This window comes from Sinomicrobium halophytocola (assembly GCF_052983395.1).
This window is the reverse complement of the sequence record NZ_JBRKIT010000022.1, coordinates 1-16,019: the sequence shown is the minus strand read 5'-3', so window position 1 is coordinate 16,019 and position 16,019 is coordinate 1. Positions and strand designations below refer to the sequence as shown.

Annotated in this window: 18 protein-coding genes; 6 read left to right on the top strand and 12 right to left on the bottom strand. The window is 41.6% G+C overall.

Annotated elements, in window-relative coordinates; translation table 11 throughout:
• Positions 1 to 77: 77 nt before the first annotated feature.
• A complete protein-coding gene (locus ACVBDY_RS07290; RefSeq protein WP_447174807.1) occupies positions 78 to 1,166 on the bottom strand; it encodes a terpene synthase family protein in 1,089 nt (362 codons plus the stop codon).
• A 263-nt stretch (positions 1,167 to 1,429) separates the two neighbouring features.
• Here ACVBDY_RS07290 and ACVBDY_RS07285 point away from each other — a divergent pair, with 263 nt between their 5' ends.
• Positions 1,430 to 2,191 carry an NAD(P)-binding domain-containing protein gene (locus tag ACVBDY_RS07285; protein ID WP_447174806.1) on the top strand — a complete coding sequence of 254 codons (762 nt, stop codon included), beginning with the start codon at positions 1,430 to 1,432 and terminating at the stop codon, positions 2,189 to 2,191.
• A gap of 137 nt (positions 2,192 to 2,328) precedes the next feature.
• Here ACVBDY_RS07285 and ACVBDY_RS07280 read toward each other — a convergent pair whose 3' ends face one another.
• Complete coding sequence (locus ACVBDY_RS07280) at positions 2,329 to 2,964, bottom strand: hypothetical protein (protein ID WP_447174805.1); 636 nt, start codon at positions 2,962 to 2,964, stop codon at positions 2,329 to 2,331.
• 101 nt (positions 2,965 to 3,065) lie between these two features.
• Here ACVBDY_RS07280 and ACVBDY_RS07275 point away from each other — a divergent pair, with 101 nt between their 5' ends.
• The 5 genes from ACVBDY_RS07275 (at position 3,066) to ACVBDY_RS07255 (ending at position 6,880) form a co-directional block, all read left to right on the top strand.
• Positions 3,066 to 4,340, top strand: a complete 1,275-nt coding sequence (locus tag ACVBDY_RS07275; protein ID WP_447174804.1) for a hypothetical protein — start codon at positions 3,066 to 3,068, stop codon at positions 4,338 to 4,340.
• Positions 4,341 to 4,528: 188 nt separating this feature from the next.
• On the top strand, positions 4,529 to 4,828 hold the full coding sequence (locus ACVBDY_RS07270) for a carboxymuconolactone decarboxylase family protein (RefSeq protein WP_447174803.1): 300 nt from the start codon (positions 4,529 to 4,531) through the stop codon (positions 4,826 to 4,828).
• A 45-nt stretch (positions 4,829 to 4,873) separates the two neighbouring features.
• A complete protein-coding gene (locus ACVBDY_RS07265; RefSeq protein WP_447174802.1) occupies positions 4,874 to 5,083 on the top strand; it encodes a carboxymuconolactone decarboxylase family protein in 210 nt (69 codons plus the stop codon).
• Between the two features lie 65 nt (positions 5,084 to 5,148).
• Entirely contained in the window at positions 5,149 to 5,559 is a 411-nt protein-coding gene (locus tag ACVBDY_RS07260; protein WP_447174801.1) for a DUF1348 family protein, read from the top strand.
• A gap of 403 nt (positions 5,560 to 5,962) precedes the next feature.
• Positions 5,963 to 6,880 carry a helix-turn-helix domain-containing protein gene (locus tag ACVBDY_RS07255; protein WP_447174800.1) on the top strand — a complete coding sequence of 306 codons (918 nt, stop codon included), beginning with the start codon at positions 5,963 to 5,965 and terminating at the stop codon, positions 6,878 to 6,880.
• A gap of 61 nt (positions 6,881 to 6,941) precedes the next feature.
• On the opposite strand, the gene ACVBDY_RS07250 is transcribed toward ACVBDY_RS07255, so the two are convergent.
• The 10 genes from ACVBDY_RS07250 to ACVBDY_RS07205 form a co-directional block, all read right to left on the bottom strand.
• The gene (locus tag ACVBDY_RS07250; protein WP_447174799.1) at positions 6,942 to 7,727 is read right to left on the bottom strand and encodes a hypothetical protein; all 786 of its coding nucleotides are present in this window, start codon (positions 7,725 to 7,727) and stop codon (positions 6,942 to 6,944) included.
• A 287-nt stretch (positions 7,728 to 8,014) separates the two neighbouring features.
• Positions 8,015 to 8,920, bottom strand: a complete 906-nt coding sequence (locus ACVBDY_RS07245) for a class I SAM-dependent methyltransferase (protein WP_447174798.1) — start codon at positions 8,918 to 8,920, stop codon at positions 8,015 to 8,017.
• A gap of 109 nt (positions 8,921 to 9,029) precedes the next feature.
• Positions 9,030 to 10,046 carry a Gfo/Idh/MocA family oxidoreductase gene (locus ACVBDY_RS07240; RefSeq protein WP_447174797.1) on the bottom strand — a complete coding sequence of 339 codons (1,017 nt, stop codon included), beginning with the start codon at positions 10,044 to 10,046 and terminating at the stop codon, positions 9,030 to 9,032.
• Positions 10,047 to 10,114: 68 nt separating this feature from the next.
• Positions 10,115 to 10,735, bottom strand: coding sequence for a YdeI/OmpD-associated family protein (locus tag ACVBDY_RS07235; RefSeq protein ID WP_447174796.1), 621 nt, complete (start codon positions 10,733 to 10,735; stop codon positions 10,115 to 10,117).
• Between the two features lie 68 nt (positions 10,736 to 10,803).
• A complete protein-coding gene (locus ACVBDY_RS07230; RefSeq protein WP_447174795.1) occupies positions 10,804 to 11,385 on the bottom strand; it encodes a YdeI/OmpD-associated family protein in 582 nt (193 codons plus the stop codon).
• Between the two features lie 120 nt (positions 11,386 to 11,505).
• Positions 11,506 to 11,910, bottom strand: a complete 405-nt coding sequence (locus tag ACVBDY_RS07225) for a DoxX family protein (protein ID WP_447174794.1) — start codon at positions 11,908 to 11,910, stop codon at positions 11,506 to 11,508.
• A gap of 96 nt (positions 11,911 to 12,006) precedes the next feature.
• Entirely contained in the window at positions 12,007 to 12,477 is a 471-nt protein-coding gene (locus ACVBDY_RS07220; protein WP_447174793.1) for an SRPBCC domain-containing protein, read from the bottom strand.
• A 6-nt stretch (positions 12,478 to 12,483) separates the two neighbouring features.
• Entirely contained in the window at positions 12,484 to 12,807 is a 324-nt protein-coding gene (locus tag ACVBDY_RS07215) for an ArsR/SmtB family transcription factor (RefSeq protein WP_447174792.1), read from the bottom strand.
• Between the two features lie 72 nt (positions 12,808 to 12,879).
• On the bottom strand, positions 12,880 to 14,508 hold the full coding sequence (locus ACVBDY_RS07210; protein WP_447174826.1) for an amidohydrolase family protein: 1,629 nt from the start codon (positions 14,506 to 14,508) through the stop codon (positions 12,880 to 12,882).
• Positions 14,509 to 14,570: 62 nt separating this feature from the next.
• On the bottom strand, positions 14,571 to 14,729 hold the full coding sequence (locus tag ACVBDY_RS07205) for a hypothetical protein (protein ID WP_447174791.1): 159 nt from the start codon (positions 14,727 to 14,729) through the stop codon (positions 14,571 to 14,573).
• Positions 14,730 to 16,019: the final 1,290 nt, after the last annotated feature.

Genomic DNA, 16,019 nt, shown 5'->3' with positions numbered 1-16,019 from the left:
TGATTTGTAAATTAGAGTTCGAAGAATACGCAAATATGACCTTGCTCTGGGCAGGGTATTAAAATTTACCCGGCGTATCATGCCTGTTCATTCCATACTCCTTTGCCCTTGTCTTTCCATTCCCATTTTTTGCTATCAAATTCAGAATCGACGATCCATCCGAGTGTATACCGGTTATTATCACCTCTCGTATGCCACGACCATACGCCTTGCAACATGGTACCGAAATCCTTTACATATTCATAAGCAAGCTCCTGCCACGGGCCAAAATCAGGAAGATTTTCCAGCAATGTCATAAAATCATCCAGGGTACTGTCGTGTATTTGCATGGCCATCATATACGCGTCTTCCAGGTCCAGGTTGTGTTCATGCATCAGAACAGGCACAATATTGACGACGTCTCCTCGCTTACACAACTCTTTAGGCAGGGAGACAATATCATTGTGATATCCTATTAAACGGGATATTATGGCATGAATGGCCAGTATATGAGGATGATCTAACACCTTATCGGGCAACGTCCGGTAATTTTTTTGCAGGCAGGCATACTTGGCATAAGGAATACCTCCTGCCGTGAGATCGCGAATAATGCTGTAGGCAGCGAATGGCGGCGGTGTATTGGCCAGTACATATTGTTTTTCGTTCTGGTAACCACAGACCAGGCTATCTATCTCAATGACAAATTTATGGAACTGCCGTATAGGCATGCCGAGTTGAAGACATTCTTTTCGGATCAGGTAGGCCTGGTGGTATACCCCGTGATCCTGTGGCGCTGCTCCTTCTTTATCAAACAGTATATTTCGAATCCTTTCCCGCATCACATCAATCTCGTCTACTGTTGCCCGGCCCAGGTAATCATCAAGCATGGCAAAGGTGCCTGTAAACCTGCCTATCGGGATCTGCTCCTCAAAGGTAAGGAAGGGCATGGCCCTGGCATTAATATCTGTAAAGTAATGTGTTTTATGCTTTTCTCTGGCGGCTTCGGAATGAAAGGCGAAGTCTTCGTCAATCCATTTAAAGGATTCTTCCCGCAGCTTTTGAAAATAGGGGGGCGTAATATCCGGGAATGGATATTGGGGTCGGGGGAATCCCCTCAAACGTTCTACTACTTTGTACGCTTCTTCCTCGCTCAAAGTCTGTAAATCCAGGTAGGTTTCTTTTGCCATAGTTAAGGTAGGTTTTTTTTGTTATGATTGGGATTAATACCATCAAATATAAAAAGTATAACTCTAAAAATTTTACGGAAATCCATATTACTGCAGGATATTTTGTCTATTTGACCATGCAACCTATTCTCCTTGTAAACACAAATCCGTAAGCGTAAGAGAAACAGGAAATATTTTGGCGTGATCCGGCGATTACCTTTAAAGGATATTTTCAATTGGAGTGAAATATTTTTATTTTTAGACAATCTATTAACCTGGAACAAATGGATTTAGGATTTATCGGTATAGGAAATATAGCCACTTCGGTAATTAAGGGGCTGTGTACCTCGAATAGTACAAGTCACATAAATATTTCTCCGAGGAACAAAGAGAAGTCGCTGTTTCTGGAAGGGCTGTTTGATACCGTCACCAGAATGGATAGTAACCAATCGGTTTTAGACCGTTCCGAAGTTATTTTTATCGCCCTGCCCCCTGTCCTTGCGAAAGAAATACTTAAGGGCCTGTCTTTTCATGAGGGGCACAGGGTGGTTTCGTTGGTGCCTTTTCTCGATCGGGAAGAGCTTCTCAACAGTGTTGCCCCGGCCACAAAAGTAAGCAGGGCGGTCCCTTTTCCGACGGTGGAAAATCACGAATGCCCGATCTTGCTTTACCATCCCGACGAAACAATTTCGGGTATATTTAAAAATATCGGTACCCCCATTCCCGTAGCAAGTGAATCGGAACTGAAACTATTATGGACTCTTACCGGTTTAATAGCCCCGTTTTACGACCTTACCGAAACCCTGAGCCATTGGGCACAATCCCATAATGTGGAAGCTTCGGTAGCCAATAGATATGTTATGGAATTATTTTCATCCCTGACCTGCTATTCCAGAAAGCGTATTCCGTTTGATTTTTCCGAATTAAAAAAAGAGGCAACAACTCCGAACGGACTCAATGACCAGGCCTTGAAAATGATTAAACAACAAGAAGCAAATACCGCTTACCGGATGGCCGCCGAAGCTTTATACAAAAGGTTTAAATAGAGAACCCGTTTAAACTTTTTCCATCTCGATCCCGATAATTACCGGGATTATAAAGATGTTAGCGCAAACAAGTACATTCTAATTCAAATCTCATATATCTTTTGTTGAACTCAAATCGGCCGCATTTGTTTACATACCTATTGAATTGTTAAATCTTTAAAACTTCCTTTGGAGTTGTTTCCCACCCAAAACCCGAACTTGTCGGATAAAGTAGTCGAAAGTCTTTTTGCCTGCATTAACAGTTTGCCGGTATGACCATCTCTCACTATAATCTTATCCTTTTCTATAGTCAATGAAACCGTAAACCAATCATCGGGCGATGGCGGTTTGATGAATTCTGCTTCAAACTCTCCTTTATTTTCACGCCGTAACGTTTTCCAGGAATAGTTTGGCTCGAAAACATACTGGATTCCATGTTCTCGCCTGATCTTCTCCGTAGATTCAAAATTAAAGGGACGGAAATAGATAGCCTCATAGGTAGAGTCGTTCTGAATATTGAACGCGATGCCTACAAAGCTTTTACCAGGATTGTTCTCGCCTTTGATCGCTAACCGTACAGTTCCGTTTTTAAAGGAAATATTTTCCAATATGGCCATTCCTCCTCCTTCCGCGGCATTCAGTTCCAGCACTTTTCCTGTAAAGGAGACTTCACGATTGACGTTTCGAATGGTCTCCTTGGTAGGGATTATCTGCTTTTGTGTATTGCATCCCATTAAGAAGAGAGCGGGTATACAACCGATCAAATAACTTTGCAATTTAAAACCTGATTTCATAATTTTATCTTTATCGCAAATGTAAAATTTTGAGGATCCGTATTAATAAAACCCGAAAACCATTATTGTACAAGTTCGTACAAGTTGATAACCGATAGAAAATGAGTCGATTGGAAAATTTCGGGAAAAATCAAGATCTCCAGGATTGTCTCACGAAAATTGAGGATAAGCTCGGTTGGGGAGAAAGTAGCGGATGGTCTTCCTATGATTTCGAAAAACTAAGTGTTTATATTTATCAGGGAACAGGCATGAAATTAAGTGCCAATACGCTGAAAAGGGTCTGGGGAAGGCTCCATTACCAATCGGCTCCCAGCACCACCACTTTAAACATTCTGGCGCAATATCTCGGATTTGACGACTGGCGCAATTTCGTAACAAGAAAGGAGCGTAAGGAAAAACTGTTAAATCCGAGCCGAATAAAAAAACACTACTTCGTTGCCCTGCCCGTTTTGATTTTTTCTTTCCTGCTTTATATGCTGCTAAGCGGAAGCTTTTTTTTGGGAAAAAGGATGGAACCGTCGGACTTCAGCTTTTCCAGTAAAAAAATCACGAAAGGTATACCGAATTCAGTCGTTTTTGAATATTGTACTCCTTCATATATCAAGGGCCGGGATAAATTGGAAATACAACAGAGTTGGGATGAATCTAAACGTCACTCCGTATCGAATTCTGACAGTATAGCTACATCTGTATACTATAGTCCCGGTTATTTTATGGCTAAACTTGTGGCCAACGATATTGTAGTAAAAGAGCACGGCCTGCTTATTCCTTCGAATGGATGGCTGGGACTGTTGGAAGGTGATGGGTATCCTATCTATCTGAATGAAGACGATATTGTGCTCAACAACAGAATAGAAATATCCGACAGTATCCTAAAAGAACGGCTGCATAAGGACAGTAATGACCAGGAGCCTGTAAAACTATATTATATAAAGGACTTTCGGGATCTTTATCTGGATGATTTCACAATTGATATGGTAATTGGAAGCGATGAGAACGGTCAACAAAGGGCCTGTCAGGCTTCAAGTATAACAATTTATTGCGAGGGTCAGGTCATAATTGTCCCCCTGGCCCCAAAAGGATGTGTTTCAGAAATCAATTTAAGAATCCTGGACCTGTTAATTTCCGGAAAGACTAACGATTTGTCAAATTTCGGAGTTGATATGCATGAAGATATTACTGTCAGACTATCCTCATCTGGCGGGCAATTATCCATATTCATTAACAATATGCCGGCATATTCCATTAAACTTGAAAAAACTAAACTGCGGAGTATTTCAGGGATCCGTTATAACTTTAAGGGTTCCGGAAGTATAAATAAAATCGTTATCAGAAACAAGGAGCAGGTCTTCTTATCAAGGGGAAATGCATCATAAGGCGGGATATTTTGTGCATCTTACCATCCCCCCTTCTCCTCCTACCTACTCCGGACAAATAAGGCTAAAAAAAATTCTCTTCGGGGAAAATTGTCCATCCAATGGCGAAGTCCGTCCATTTTCCGGGGGTTATACTTTTTAAATCTTTGTACTGTCAATAATGACCAGGATTTTAAAATTTGAATAAGATGCAAAGAATCGAAGCTCTGGAACCGGAAACGGCCACAGGAAAAACAAAAGAACTGTTTGACGAAATACAAGCCAAACTGGGGGTGGTCCCCGCCATGATGCGGACTATGGGAAACTCACCGGTGGTGTTGGACGGATACCTGGCCTTAAACGAAGCCTTGGGAAAAAGTTCGCTGGGTGGTAAACTGGGTGAATTAATAGCCCTTACGGTTGCCAATGCCAATAGATGTAATTACTGTAATGCCGCTCATAGTTTTATCGGAAAAAAATTGTTGGGGATAGATCCTCTGGTCATTTAGGCGGCCAGGGAAGGTAAATCGGATATTCCTAAAATTCAGACCGCATTGACTTTTGCCCGGACATTACTGGCCAAAAAAGGAAATGTAAGTGATAAAGAGGTACAAGCCCTTAGAACCGCAGGATATACGGACGCTGCAATTGCAGAAATCATAGCCCATACCGCACTGAGTATTTTTACGAATTACTTCAATAATGCGGTCGCGGTGGCCATTGATTTTCCAGAAGTAGAATTAGCCGAATCAGCCGTAATTTAACCATTATTCCGGGCAGATACTATTGAAACGTCTGCCCCGTCGTTCACTTTTAAAATTTATTTATAATGGAAATCAGAAAACCAATCCCCCCTTTTTCACTGGAAACCGCTATAGAAAAAGTACAATTAGCAGAAGATGCATGGAACAGTAAAGACCCTGTTAGGGTAGCCCAGGCCTATACGGTGGACTCCGAATGGAGGAACCGTTCGGAATTCATTTACGGGAGAAACGAAATTATTGCGTTCTTAACCGGAAAATGGGAAAAGGAAAAGCACTATAAGTTAAAAAAAGGGCTTTGGGCCTTCCGTGAAAATCGCATAGCGGTCCGTTTTGAATATGAATACCAGGATATAAACGGGCAATGGTTCAGGGCTTATGGTAACGAGCTTTGGGAATTTGATAAAAACGGATTGATGCAAAAGCGGTACGCCAGTATTAACGATCTCCCTATTCAAAGCACAGCGCGAAGATTATAAGCAGACGAAGCTCATAACCCAGTTTATGTTTGATAAACAGTAATGATATACAGATCATTAAAAATTTCATACATTTCAATCCAAAAACATTCGGCAAATAGATATTATCTACCGCGAGGCCAGGAACCCGGACAAGCCTGAAAAGATTTTACTACACGGTTTTCCTTCTACCAGATATTAAAGTCATAAGGCATTGATAGTAAGATAAAAATAATATTTATATTCATGTAAAGCTTTAATTTATAAAACTACGACCTGGTGATCCAGGATTACGGAGCACCCACAGGCCCAGGACCCGTTTGAATTTTTCAGGCAAACGGAAAAGTTTAAACGGGTTTATCATTTAAAAAAGAACAACAACATTCAAAATATTATCCGGATAACGCATTTTAAATATCACTTCGTGCGTAAAATATTATTTTTACTGTATTTGTTAATGCACAATTCCATGCTACAAAAGAGCAACCATACACTTATAGACCCGAAAACGGGTAACCTGGCGTTTAAGGTAATGACGTTTGAACACAATATATTTGAACCATTACAACGGTTTAATTACTATACACTCGTCTGGATAACCGACGGAACGGGAAAAATACAGGCCGATGTCTCCGAATATGATTTTACGGAAAATTCCATGCTTTCCTTCTCCTTATATCAACCGTTTAAGATCGTATCGGAAACACCCTTAAAAGGTATTGTGGTTCATTTTCACCCGGATTTCTTTTGTATTTACAAGCATAACAAGGAAGTAGCCTGCGATGGGATTTTGTTCAATAATATATATGGAGCGCCCACGGTATATCTTACGGAAACCCCAAGACCAACACTTAAAATATTGGTAGAACAAATGACGGAAGGCATCCGGACAAAAGGATTCGCGCAATATGAATTACTGGTGTCTTATTTAAAAATCTTTTTAATCATGCTCTCCAGGTTAAAATCGGAACAATATTCCGAAGCAACAAGTAGTATAACAGGAGATGACGAACCTTTTGTATTGCAAAACCTGAAAGATTGCATAGAAGCTCATTACAAAGAAAAGCACGCTGTTAGTGAGTATGCCGACATGTTGGCAATCACTCCCAAAGCTTTAGCCAAAATCACAAAAAAACACTATAAAAAAACCGTAACCGATTTAATTTCGGACCGGATCATCGTTGAAGCTAAAAGAGAGCTCTATTTAACCCGTAAAACGGTAAAAGAAATAGCTTATGACCTGGGATACAGTGATGAATACTACTTCAGCAGATTTTTTAAAAAAAATGCAGAAGTCTCTCCCCAGGTCTATAGAGAAACAATAGGATTTGACAGGGCATGAACAGTTAAACCGCGATGATATGATGTGATGCAAAAACAGTTTGTCAACTATCCCGGATGTTCTATTTCCCTTCTTTAAGAATCGGTATTCTCTCCATATCGTAAATCATGGCGGAAACATCCACACGGAACCATTGCCGGAAGATCTTATAGGTACGCTTTTTAGGCCAGTACCTTTTAGGATGCCAATAGTTCAGTTCCATTACGAACAATGTATCAAACCTTTTCTTAAGCCATTGGCTCAGGTCTTCAATAGTGTCATCGATCAAATAAATATGAGCCTCTTCGATTTGCTCCACCTTACCTTCGGAAATAAAGCTGTTGATCCAATCCAGAAAGGGCTGTTGCGGTTTTATCACAACGGCATAACGGTCGATATAATTTTCTGCAAAATCATCATCTTCGGGTTGCCCGTACGTGTCGTGTTGTTTTATGTTTGCGTAAGTATCCCTGTCTGCAGTCTGTACGACAAGTACCGACTGCCTCGTTTCCTCATCCGGTTCCGAAAACTTGAATTCGGTAATAAAACGGTCGTATTCTTTATAACGCGATACTTTATAGTCAATCATCCTCTTTAACAGCTCTATATCTATACCGCCGGCATCCTCTCCCGGTTTGAGAGCTATAATATAGTCAAATTCCTCCCGGGGTACTATCACTCTCAGGTTCCCTAAATTCCATGCGTTTACAGTAAAATGCAAAATATATTCAACACCCCAGTCCTTCGGGAAATCATCCTGGAACGGAATAATAAACGCATTTATTAAACTGGAATATTCAGAACTCTTATTCCGGGATATTTTAGTGTTTTCAAACAGCTTCCTTATTTTATCCTTTTTACTTGCCATTGTGCTCAGTTTAGAGAGGTCATGAAAATCAAAACCGGGTTCACATTTTTCATTGTTTTAAAGACATCTCCCTAAATATACAAAAAATATGGATTATAATGAATTCACAATGAACTGACTAGAAGCAGATCCGTTGAGAAATCCGGACTAAAACAACTTATTGCAGGACTTTGATCATGCAGAAATTATAGTTCGGATTATTGAGTTACCAGGTTACAGAGTTTACCGGTAGTATTGCCTGAATAACTCCATAGCTCAATAATTCATTAACCTGATACGGCATTGTTTCAAACCCGTTCAAACACAAGCCTGTAATGGTCCATGATCTCCTGTTCGAAACAGATACGGTTGGGGCTGATCCTGAATACGTCTACCTGGTGACTGAACTCTTTGTCCGTGATGTATTTTGGCAATAAGGAAAGATAAAGGCCGTATTTTTCCAGGTTGAATTTTCTGAACCTTTTCCGCCACTGCCCGATCGTTTCTATATAATCCAGCCGCCCACTGCTTTTTGAGATCAGTTTAAAGCCGGGTAAGGCATTTTGTATGACCATTTCCGGTCCGTAAGGAAGCCAGGATCCCGGAAATTCTTTGATCATCAAGGCCATAACATGAGCAGGCGAGCCTTTTTTGGCGTTGATATCGATAGTCTCAAAGTCGGGCATATTCTTACTGAAGGTCATGGTTTGCATGTAAAATCTGCCGCCCACAGGCAACAGTTTGGTTAACGTGCTAAAGAAATCCCTGTATACCTGTTCCTGTTTTCCTGCTTTCCACTCTTCGACGGAACAGAAATGTTCAAGGCCTCCGATGCAGGTAATGGCGTCAAATGTTCCGTAGTCTTCGGGTTTGACATAGCGGCAATCCCGAACCAATACCTTCATCCCGTTTTTTTGGCAGGCCGCAGCCTGTCCTTCAGATAAGGTAAGCCCCATACCTTCCGCTTCTCTTTCTTCGGTAATGAATTTTATAAAAGGCCCCCATCCGCAGGCCATGTCCAGTACTTTACTCCCCTTGCCGATATGAAGACTGTCAGCTATAAAGCGATGTTTTGCTTTCTGTGCTTCTTCGAGCGTCAGGGAAAAATTACCATCGTATTTCGCCCCGCTGTAATCACCCGTTTCGCCCATACTCAAACGGAATATTTTGTCTATGGTGGTGTAGGTGAAATTCAAATCATTTTTATCTGCCATCTTTCTCTTTTTTACATACACCCACTTTCCTGTGAAGTATGTCTAAAAGTACAAATTCGAAAGCGATTCACAGTACTTTATTTGATTATAAAGTATTTAAGACAATTAGCTACTCCTCCAATATCTTTAACTGGGCTATGATCTGCGCTTTGGTGACCGGGTACGGTTTGTTGTTCCTTATCGTTTGATAAGCCGCTTCAAAGATACCGGAATAAGAAGCGGGCGCGGAAAGCACTTTTTCCGTGTGTTTCACATCATTGTCATCCAGCCAGGTAAGTTCCCCTTCCCTGCCCTTGTCTTCCGTTCCGAATCCGCTATCGCCGGGAAATATGCCTTCCAGTAACTGTTTCTCCTGCACATCTGTACGCCATTTGGTATAAGTTCCCCTGGAGCCGTTAAGGACAAAAGCGGGTTGTTGGCTTAATACGAGTAAACTGGTAGTGACAAATACCTGTAATCCTTCGGGATATTCCAGGTGAATGTGGACATAATCATCTACCTGCGTTCCCGGCCTGTTTTTGGCAAGGGTTTTATGCCACTGTTCCGGAATTCCGAACAAGGAGATGACACCGTCCAGGAGATGAGAGCCCAGGTCATACTGCAATCCGCTTCCGGGTACGGTTTCTTCTTTAAAACGCTTTTCGCCGATAGTGTATTTATACCGTTCAAAACGAAAGTAAACTTCTACCGGTTTTCCCAGTTTTCCGCTTTCCAGTACTTCTTTTACCGATAAAAAATCACTGTCAAAACGACGATTGTGATAAGGGAGTACATGACAATCGTTTTTAGCGGCTTCCCGGAACAGGTGTTCCGCTTCTCCAGAGGTCACGGTAAACGGTTTTTCTACCAGCACATGCTTTTTCTGTTGTAAAGCTTTGAGTGCAAATTCATAATGTGTATTGTTCGGGGTATTAACTACTACCAATTCAATCTCATCGTCATTCAACAGATCATCAACCGAAGAATAACTTATAATACCCGGGTATGTCTTGTGCGCTTTCTTTTCGGATCTCTCCACTACAGCCGTAAGGTCGAACCCGGTGTGCTCTTCAACGAACGGAGCGTGAAAAATCTTCCCTGACATACCGAAGGATAGCAGGCCTGTCTTAATTTTCTCTTTTATCATGATTTATTGGTCTCAATTATTACAAACCTATGAATTTTATTCGTAGTCGTTTGGTCTCTTTATCAAATTTAACGGTCGTGAAATCCCTTTCCGGTGAGGATTTTAGGGATGCATTTTTCTATCCTGGATTCCCGGGTCGCGGATTGTTTGGCGCCGGAAAAATGAAGGATATATCCCCTTTGCCGTCCCGGTGTCAACGCATAGAAGGCTGTTTTCAGGGCGGGGAGCTCATCAAATTTATGTTGCAATTCTTCAGGTACAGGTTCCGGATCTTTATTAAAATCTACCTTCAGTCCCGTTTTCTCTACTTCGATAGCTTCGTAAATATAGGTTTTCAGCACGGCTTCCGTTTCCACAATTTCCCGTATCCCGGTAAACGGAATGATCCTCCCCGACTGCGTATTTTCCCCGGGTTTCACCAGGATGCCATTGACATCATTTAATAAAGCCCCTTTGAAAAAGCTCAACGCGCAATATTCTTTAAATGCCCCTGTTATTACGATGTTTTTTCCCTGGAATGTGTAACAGGGAACACCCCACTTCAACTCTTCCGTCAGCCCGCAATCAAGAACAATCGTTCTCAACCGTTCCAGTTCTTTAGTCCAGTTATGAACTTTACAACCGGGTGTTCCTCCCAGGGGACAACGTCCGCAACCTTCAGTGATATAGTTATCTACTTTCGGATTCATTCTGCTCTCTCTTAATACGTAGAAATGGCTTTCCCTTCATCGGGATACCATTTATTTTCTTATTGATTTTATCGATCGTTTAATCCTTTTCCATTGAGAATCCGCCCCGTATATTTTTCTATTCTTGACTCCCGGGTACGGGATTGTTTGGGAGCCGAAAAATAAAGCAGGTAGCCTCTTTGCCGTCCCGGTGTCAAAGCTTTGAAGGCGGTTTTCAGGACAGGGCTCTCCTCCAGTTTCTTTTGAAATTCTTCGGGAATCGGGAATTCCGAGGTTTTTTTAAGGTCCACTTTCAAACCGGCCTTCTCCGCTTCTATGGCTTCGTAGATATAGGTTTTGAGAATGGCTTCCATTTCCACTATTTCCCCGACCCTGGTAAACCGAAGTTGCCTGGCCGACTGCACATTTTCTGTTTGTTGAACCAGAATGCCATGAGCGTCTTTTAACAAGGCGCCTTTAAAAAACAAGACCGCGCAGTATTCTTTAAATCCATGGATCAGGACTATGTTGCTTTTTTGAAAGGTATAACACGGATTACGCCATTTGAATTCTTCGGTCAGTTGACAGTCCAGAATAATTTTGCGCAACACCTCAAATTCCTTTTGCCACTTTTTGGCTTTAATGATATAGTCATCAACTTTTGAGTTCATTTTTATTAATCTCAGTTTTGGATTAAACCCAGCTCCCGATCCCGATAATTATCGGGATGGAAAAAGTTTAAACGAGTTCTTTATAAAAAATATTCGTGCAGCCGTGGCAAAACGTACTTTTTAGTCAGCTATTTGGTCATTTACCGGTTTTACTACAAAGAGTTTTCTGCTCGGAGGCCTGAAATACCACGATACTACAGTCAGCGTCAGCAATAACAGTGGCCCGAAAAGATCTTTCGGGGCATTTCCTGTGATCAGGTGAGAAAAGACGGCTCCGGACATGGCAAAGAAAAATCCCGCGTAAGCCCATTCTTTTAATAATGGGGACCTGGGAATAAGTATGGCTACGACGCCCAGAATTTTCCAGGAACCCAGGATGGTCAGGAAATAAGCAGGATATCCTAAACGTGTCATCATATCTACTTCTTCCTGCATTTTTATTAATTGTACAATACCGGTGGACAGCATTCCCAAAGCAAGCCATGCCGTGGCGATCCAATAGATGATCTTATTTTTTTTAGTCATAATATTCTATTTTAATTGGTCTCGGTTTTGGGTTTAGTTTTTCTGAACTTTTATTTGGTTATTAGGTTATTGAGTTAATGGGTTATTAAGTTGTTTTTAATTCATAACATCTTGTTTTACAACGTCCTGTAACCGGTTATGGGCCATGTTTATGCCCTGGGCAAATGGTAACTGTAACATCTGGTCGCGGAGAGAAACCGATTTGTATACAATTTGCATGTGGAGTTTACTGGTGGTGTCCGTAAGTTTTTCAAATTCCAGGAATTCGAGCTGAACGGCAAAAGGGGTGTTCTCCATTTCAAATGTCCGTGTGATCTTGCTGTTAGGAGAGAACTCGTGAATGACCCCGTTAAACCCGTGTTTGTTTCCATGAGGATCGGTGGTTTCAAATTGGTAGCTGCCATGCCTTTTGCATTCCAGTTTCAGCACTTTCGTCCCCATCCACTGTTCAACGATATGTGGCTCAACATACGCTTTGAAAAGCAATTCCAGCGGCAGATCAAATTCCCTGGTTATCTGCAATTCCTGTTTGCCTTCTTCGGCATGGACTTTGGTCTTTCGTTCCATGAGGTTTTAGCTTTGGGATTGATAGTTTTTCATAATGGATTCGAGTTTATTGAACCTGTTATCCCATAATTTACGAAAAGGTTCTACAAAGTCGGCTATTTCTTTCATTTTCTCCGGATTGAGATGGTAATAAACTTCCCTGCCGGTTTGCTCCTGTTTGAGTAAATCGCATTCGGTAAGTATTTTCAGGTGCCTGGATACGGTAGGTCTGGCAGTATCGAAGTTTGAAGCTATGGTACCCGCCGTCATGGATTGGGTGGCCACGAGAAAAAGTATGGCCCTTCTTGTGGGGTCCGCAATGGCCTGAAATACATCCCTTCTTAAATTCATTACGTAGTTATTTGACTACAAATATATATGTAGCTATTTATCTACGCAAATTTTTTCGGTTTTTTGTAACACTTATTTTGCTTTGAGCTCCTTCAATACGGCAATTGCATTGTTATTTTCCGGGTTTAGTTCCACGGATTTCTTATAGTTCAGGATAGCCATTTCTTCATTTCCGGCAGCTAGATAGGCTTCTCCGAGGCTGTCGTATACATTCCAGTACTCGGGATACAGTTCTGCATTGCATTGAAAGATTTTAAGGGCATCTTTTGTCTTCCCTTCGAATAGTAATGTATATCCAAGAAAATTAATATTTGATCTTCGAAGCCGATCGTATTCCTCTCCGGAGTCCGGTGAGGTTTTTATATAGAATTTAATTAAGGTGATTGCATCATCAATTTCCCCTGACAGAAATAATTGATAAGCCACTTCACTCCATTCATCTTCTTTTAACGGGCTTTCTTCCAGAGTGCTGAACCCATGTATCGCAGCACTGATACCTTTCTTATGAATAGTATCCAATACCTCGGCCTTCCTGCCTTTTTGCGGAACGAATATCTTCCCTCCCTTTATTATCGTTTTCCGGCCCTGGAAATTGCGATGATCCTTCAGCGGATTATTATGAAAGAGTACCAGGTCTGCCTGTTTTCCGGTTTCAATACTCCCATACCGGCTTTCTATTTTCATAGCTTCCGCTCCATTAAGGGTTGCTATCTGCAATATGTCTTCCGTAGCAAATCCTGCTTCATGAAGCAGGGCCAATTCAGAAAGAAAAGCCTTCCCTCCTTCCCTGTTATCCGTACCGATCCTGATCTTCACTCCTTTATCATAAGCCGTTTTCAAATAATGCATGGCAGTTTCGTAAGCACTTTGTAATTTTCTTTTTTGCGCTGCTGAATATGCAGGTAAATAAGGTGAATTTCGCAAAGGATAATGATTGAAGGAAGAGAAGAGGTCACTTTTCCCAGCAACAGCGGCAAGGGCCTGTATAGTTGTAGATATCGTGATTTTTTCTTCCGCCATCCTGTCAAACAAAGTGTGTAACCGTGTATCCAGGTCCGGGTTCTCCCCGATATAAGCAAAGCAAAAGATCCACCATCCTACCAATTCGTCGATATTATGAACGCCCTTCAGGCCGTATTTTTCATTTATCTTATCCAGGTGCTCGTCATACACCAATACACTGGGCAGAACAGTAAAAAAGTGTTCGAAATTACGAACTCCGTAATCGATAGCCTGTGGAATGGTAACAATATTGTTATCTACATGTGCATTCATAACAATGCCACGTTTTTGGGCTTCGTTAATAATGGCTTTCATTTCCGGGGCTCGTAACCTGGAATACAGTTTAATATGCGTTATACCCGATTCGACATATTCCCGGACCTTCTTTCTTCCTGCTTCCGGATTCGGTATTTCCACATGATGCTGGGCGGGCTCCCTCTCTTCATCGGAAATAAGCGAAGAACCATTGATAATGATATTGGGATATTCCGCGGATGGGTTTTTCTGCCAGTTTAGTGTGGTTTCTATCCATTTTTCAGGCAAACCCATATCTACTATAGTGGTAATGCCATAGTGCAGGTAGGTTTCGGATAATCGTCTTCGATAACTGTTATCAATAAATTCGGGAGCGACACCATTCCATATATCATACAACTGATGTAAATGTACATGCGTGTCAATAAACCCCGGTACGACCAGCCTGCCTTTTCCTTCTATAATAGTGTCGGCATCGAATTCCAGGGAAGCATGCTGTATTTTTGCTATGGTGTCCCCCCGATCAATATTGTTTGATCCTTATATGTTTCTTTGTTCCTGCTGTCAAATACATCCACATGATGTAAGGCGAGGTTATAATCGGGATTTTTTGTACAGGCTGTAAGTGATAAAATTATGGACAGTAGATATATTGCTTTTTTCATGAAGAACGGGCTTTTCTACTATAGAAGACTGAAAAAGCAAAATGTTACATCCGGGTGTCTATTATTTGGGGTACTAAAAGCCTTATCCTGCTGCTCCCTGCCTATTTCCCAGATTCAAACAATAATGTTAATAATTTGATTTACAATAAATTAATTATCAATATATACATTAAAACTTTAACTTATTAGTATATGACATTTTTTTATTTCAATTAATATTAAACCTTTAACTTAATAAATTACCCCCTGGTGTCCGCTTAAAATAATTTAATTTTTATGTGTTTTTTCTATTGCTTATTCAACGGTCACTGCCTGTTCCGAAGCATTGAGGGATGGGACCTCCATCTTACCGTCTGGAAGATCCGACGAGTAAAACAATCATGCGTGTTTGTGCTTTAAAGATTGTTTCCATCATGTCGGTTTTATTCGGGTATATTCATGCTCTTTGAGATTATTGAAATTTGTATTTGCAAACAGCTCTTTACAGGTGTTTTATCCGGCAGGGAAGTACGCCCTAATATCTCTGGCTTCGCTGTCCGCATTCGGTAAAACCACGGGGTTACAACCAAAAGCATTTCTCCCGGTACGATACCGGTAGGAACATAACTGTCAAACAGACGGTATCACTGCCGGCTTCCCGGCAAGTTCAGGACGGGTAGCCTCCCGGAAAAGATACGCCTACCTTTGTCAAGGTACTGGCATATCGTATTTCTGACCGGGTAACCCGGGGCAGGTTTTTGCCATTTAAGGGATTGTGTTTACACTGAACCAGGTTACGTTTGCTGCATAGGTAATTGCGTATGCAGCAAACAGGATCCCCTACGATTTCATATCCATTACCCTAAGCCGTAAACACAACCCGGTTAGTTGCTTAAGCAATTGCTTGTGATTTCACAAGCAACCCGGTAAGCGGTCAACGGAACTGCGTATGTTGCAAACAGGATCCCCCACGATTTCATATCCATTACCCTAAGCCGTAAACACAACCCGGTTAGTTGCTTAAGCAGTTGCGTGTGATTTCACAAGCTAGGGGGTAAACGGTCAACGGAACTGTGTATGCCGCAAACGAAATCCCTTAGGCCGCGTACCCATTCCCTTACGCCGCAAACAAAACCCGGTTAGCCGCCTGAGCAATTGCGTATGATTTCACAGGCAACCCGGTAAACAGTCAACGGAACTGTGTATGCCGCAAACCGGATCTCTTAGGATTTCACACCCGTTCCCTTAAGCCGTAAATATAACCCGGTAAGCCGCTTAAGCCGTTGTATGTGATTTCACAAGCAAGCCGGT

Coding starts and splice junctions, on each gene's coding strand:
- ACVBDY_RS07290 (WP_447174807.1), bottom strand. CDS start 1,166: ATGGCAAAAGAAACCTACCTGGATTTACAGACTTTGAGCGAGGAAGAA.
- ACVBDY_RS07285 (WP_447174806.1), top strand. CDS start 1,430: ATGGATTTAGGATTTATCGGTATAGGAAATATAGCCACTTCGGTAATT.
- ACVBDY_RS07280 (WP_447174805.1), bottom strand. CDS start 2,964: ATGAAATCAGGTTTTAAATTGCAAAGTTATTTGATCGGTTGTATACCC.
- ACVBDY_RS07275 (WP_447174804.1), top strand. CDS start 3,066: ATGAGTCGATTGGAAAATTTCGGGAAAAATCAAGATCTCCAGGATTGT.
- ACVBDY_RS07270 (WP_447174803.1), top strand. CDS start 4,529: ATGCAAAGAATCGAAGCTCTGGAACCGGAAACGGCCACAGGAAAAACA.
- ACVBDY_RS07260 (WP_447174801.1), top strand. CDS start 5,149: ATGGAAATCAGAAAACCAATCCCCCCTTTTTCACTGGAAACCGCTATA.
- ACVBDY_RS07250 (WP_447174799.1), bottom strand. CDS start 7,727: ATGGCAAGTAAAAAGGATAAAATAAGGAAGCTGTTTGAAAACACTAAA.
- ACVBDY_RS07245 (WP_447174798.1), bottom strand. CDS start 8,920: ATGGCAGATAAAAATGATTTGAATTTCACCTACACCACCATAGACAAA.
- ACVBDY_RS07240 (WP_447174797.1), bottom strand. CDS start 10,046: ATGATAAAAGAGAAAATTAAGACAGGCCTGCTATCCTTCGGTATGTCA.
- ACVBDY_RS07235 (WP_447174796.1), bottom strand. CDS start 10,735: ATGAATCCGAAAGTAGATAACTATATCACTGAAGGTTGCGGACGTTGT.
- ACVBDY_RS07230 (WP_447174795.1), bottom strand. CDS start 11,385: ATGAACTCAAAAGTTGATGACTATATCATTAAAGCCAAAAAGTGGCAA.
- ACVBDY_RS07225 (WP_447174794.1), bottom strand. CDS start 11,910: ATGACTAAAAAAAATAAGATCATCTATTGGATCGCCACGGCATGGCTT.
- ACVBDY_RS07220 (WP_447174793.1), bottom strand. CDS start 12,477: ATGGAACGAAAGACCAAAGTCCATGCCGAAGAAGGCAAACAGGAATTG.
- ACVBDY_RS07215 (WP_447174792.1), bottom strand. CDS start 12,807: ATGAATTTAAGAAGGGATGTATTTCAGGCCATTGCGGACCCCACAAGA.
- ACVBDY_RS07205 (WP_447174791.1), bottom strand. CDS start 14,729: ATGAAAAAAGCAATATATCTACTGTCCATAATTTTATCACTTACAGCC.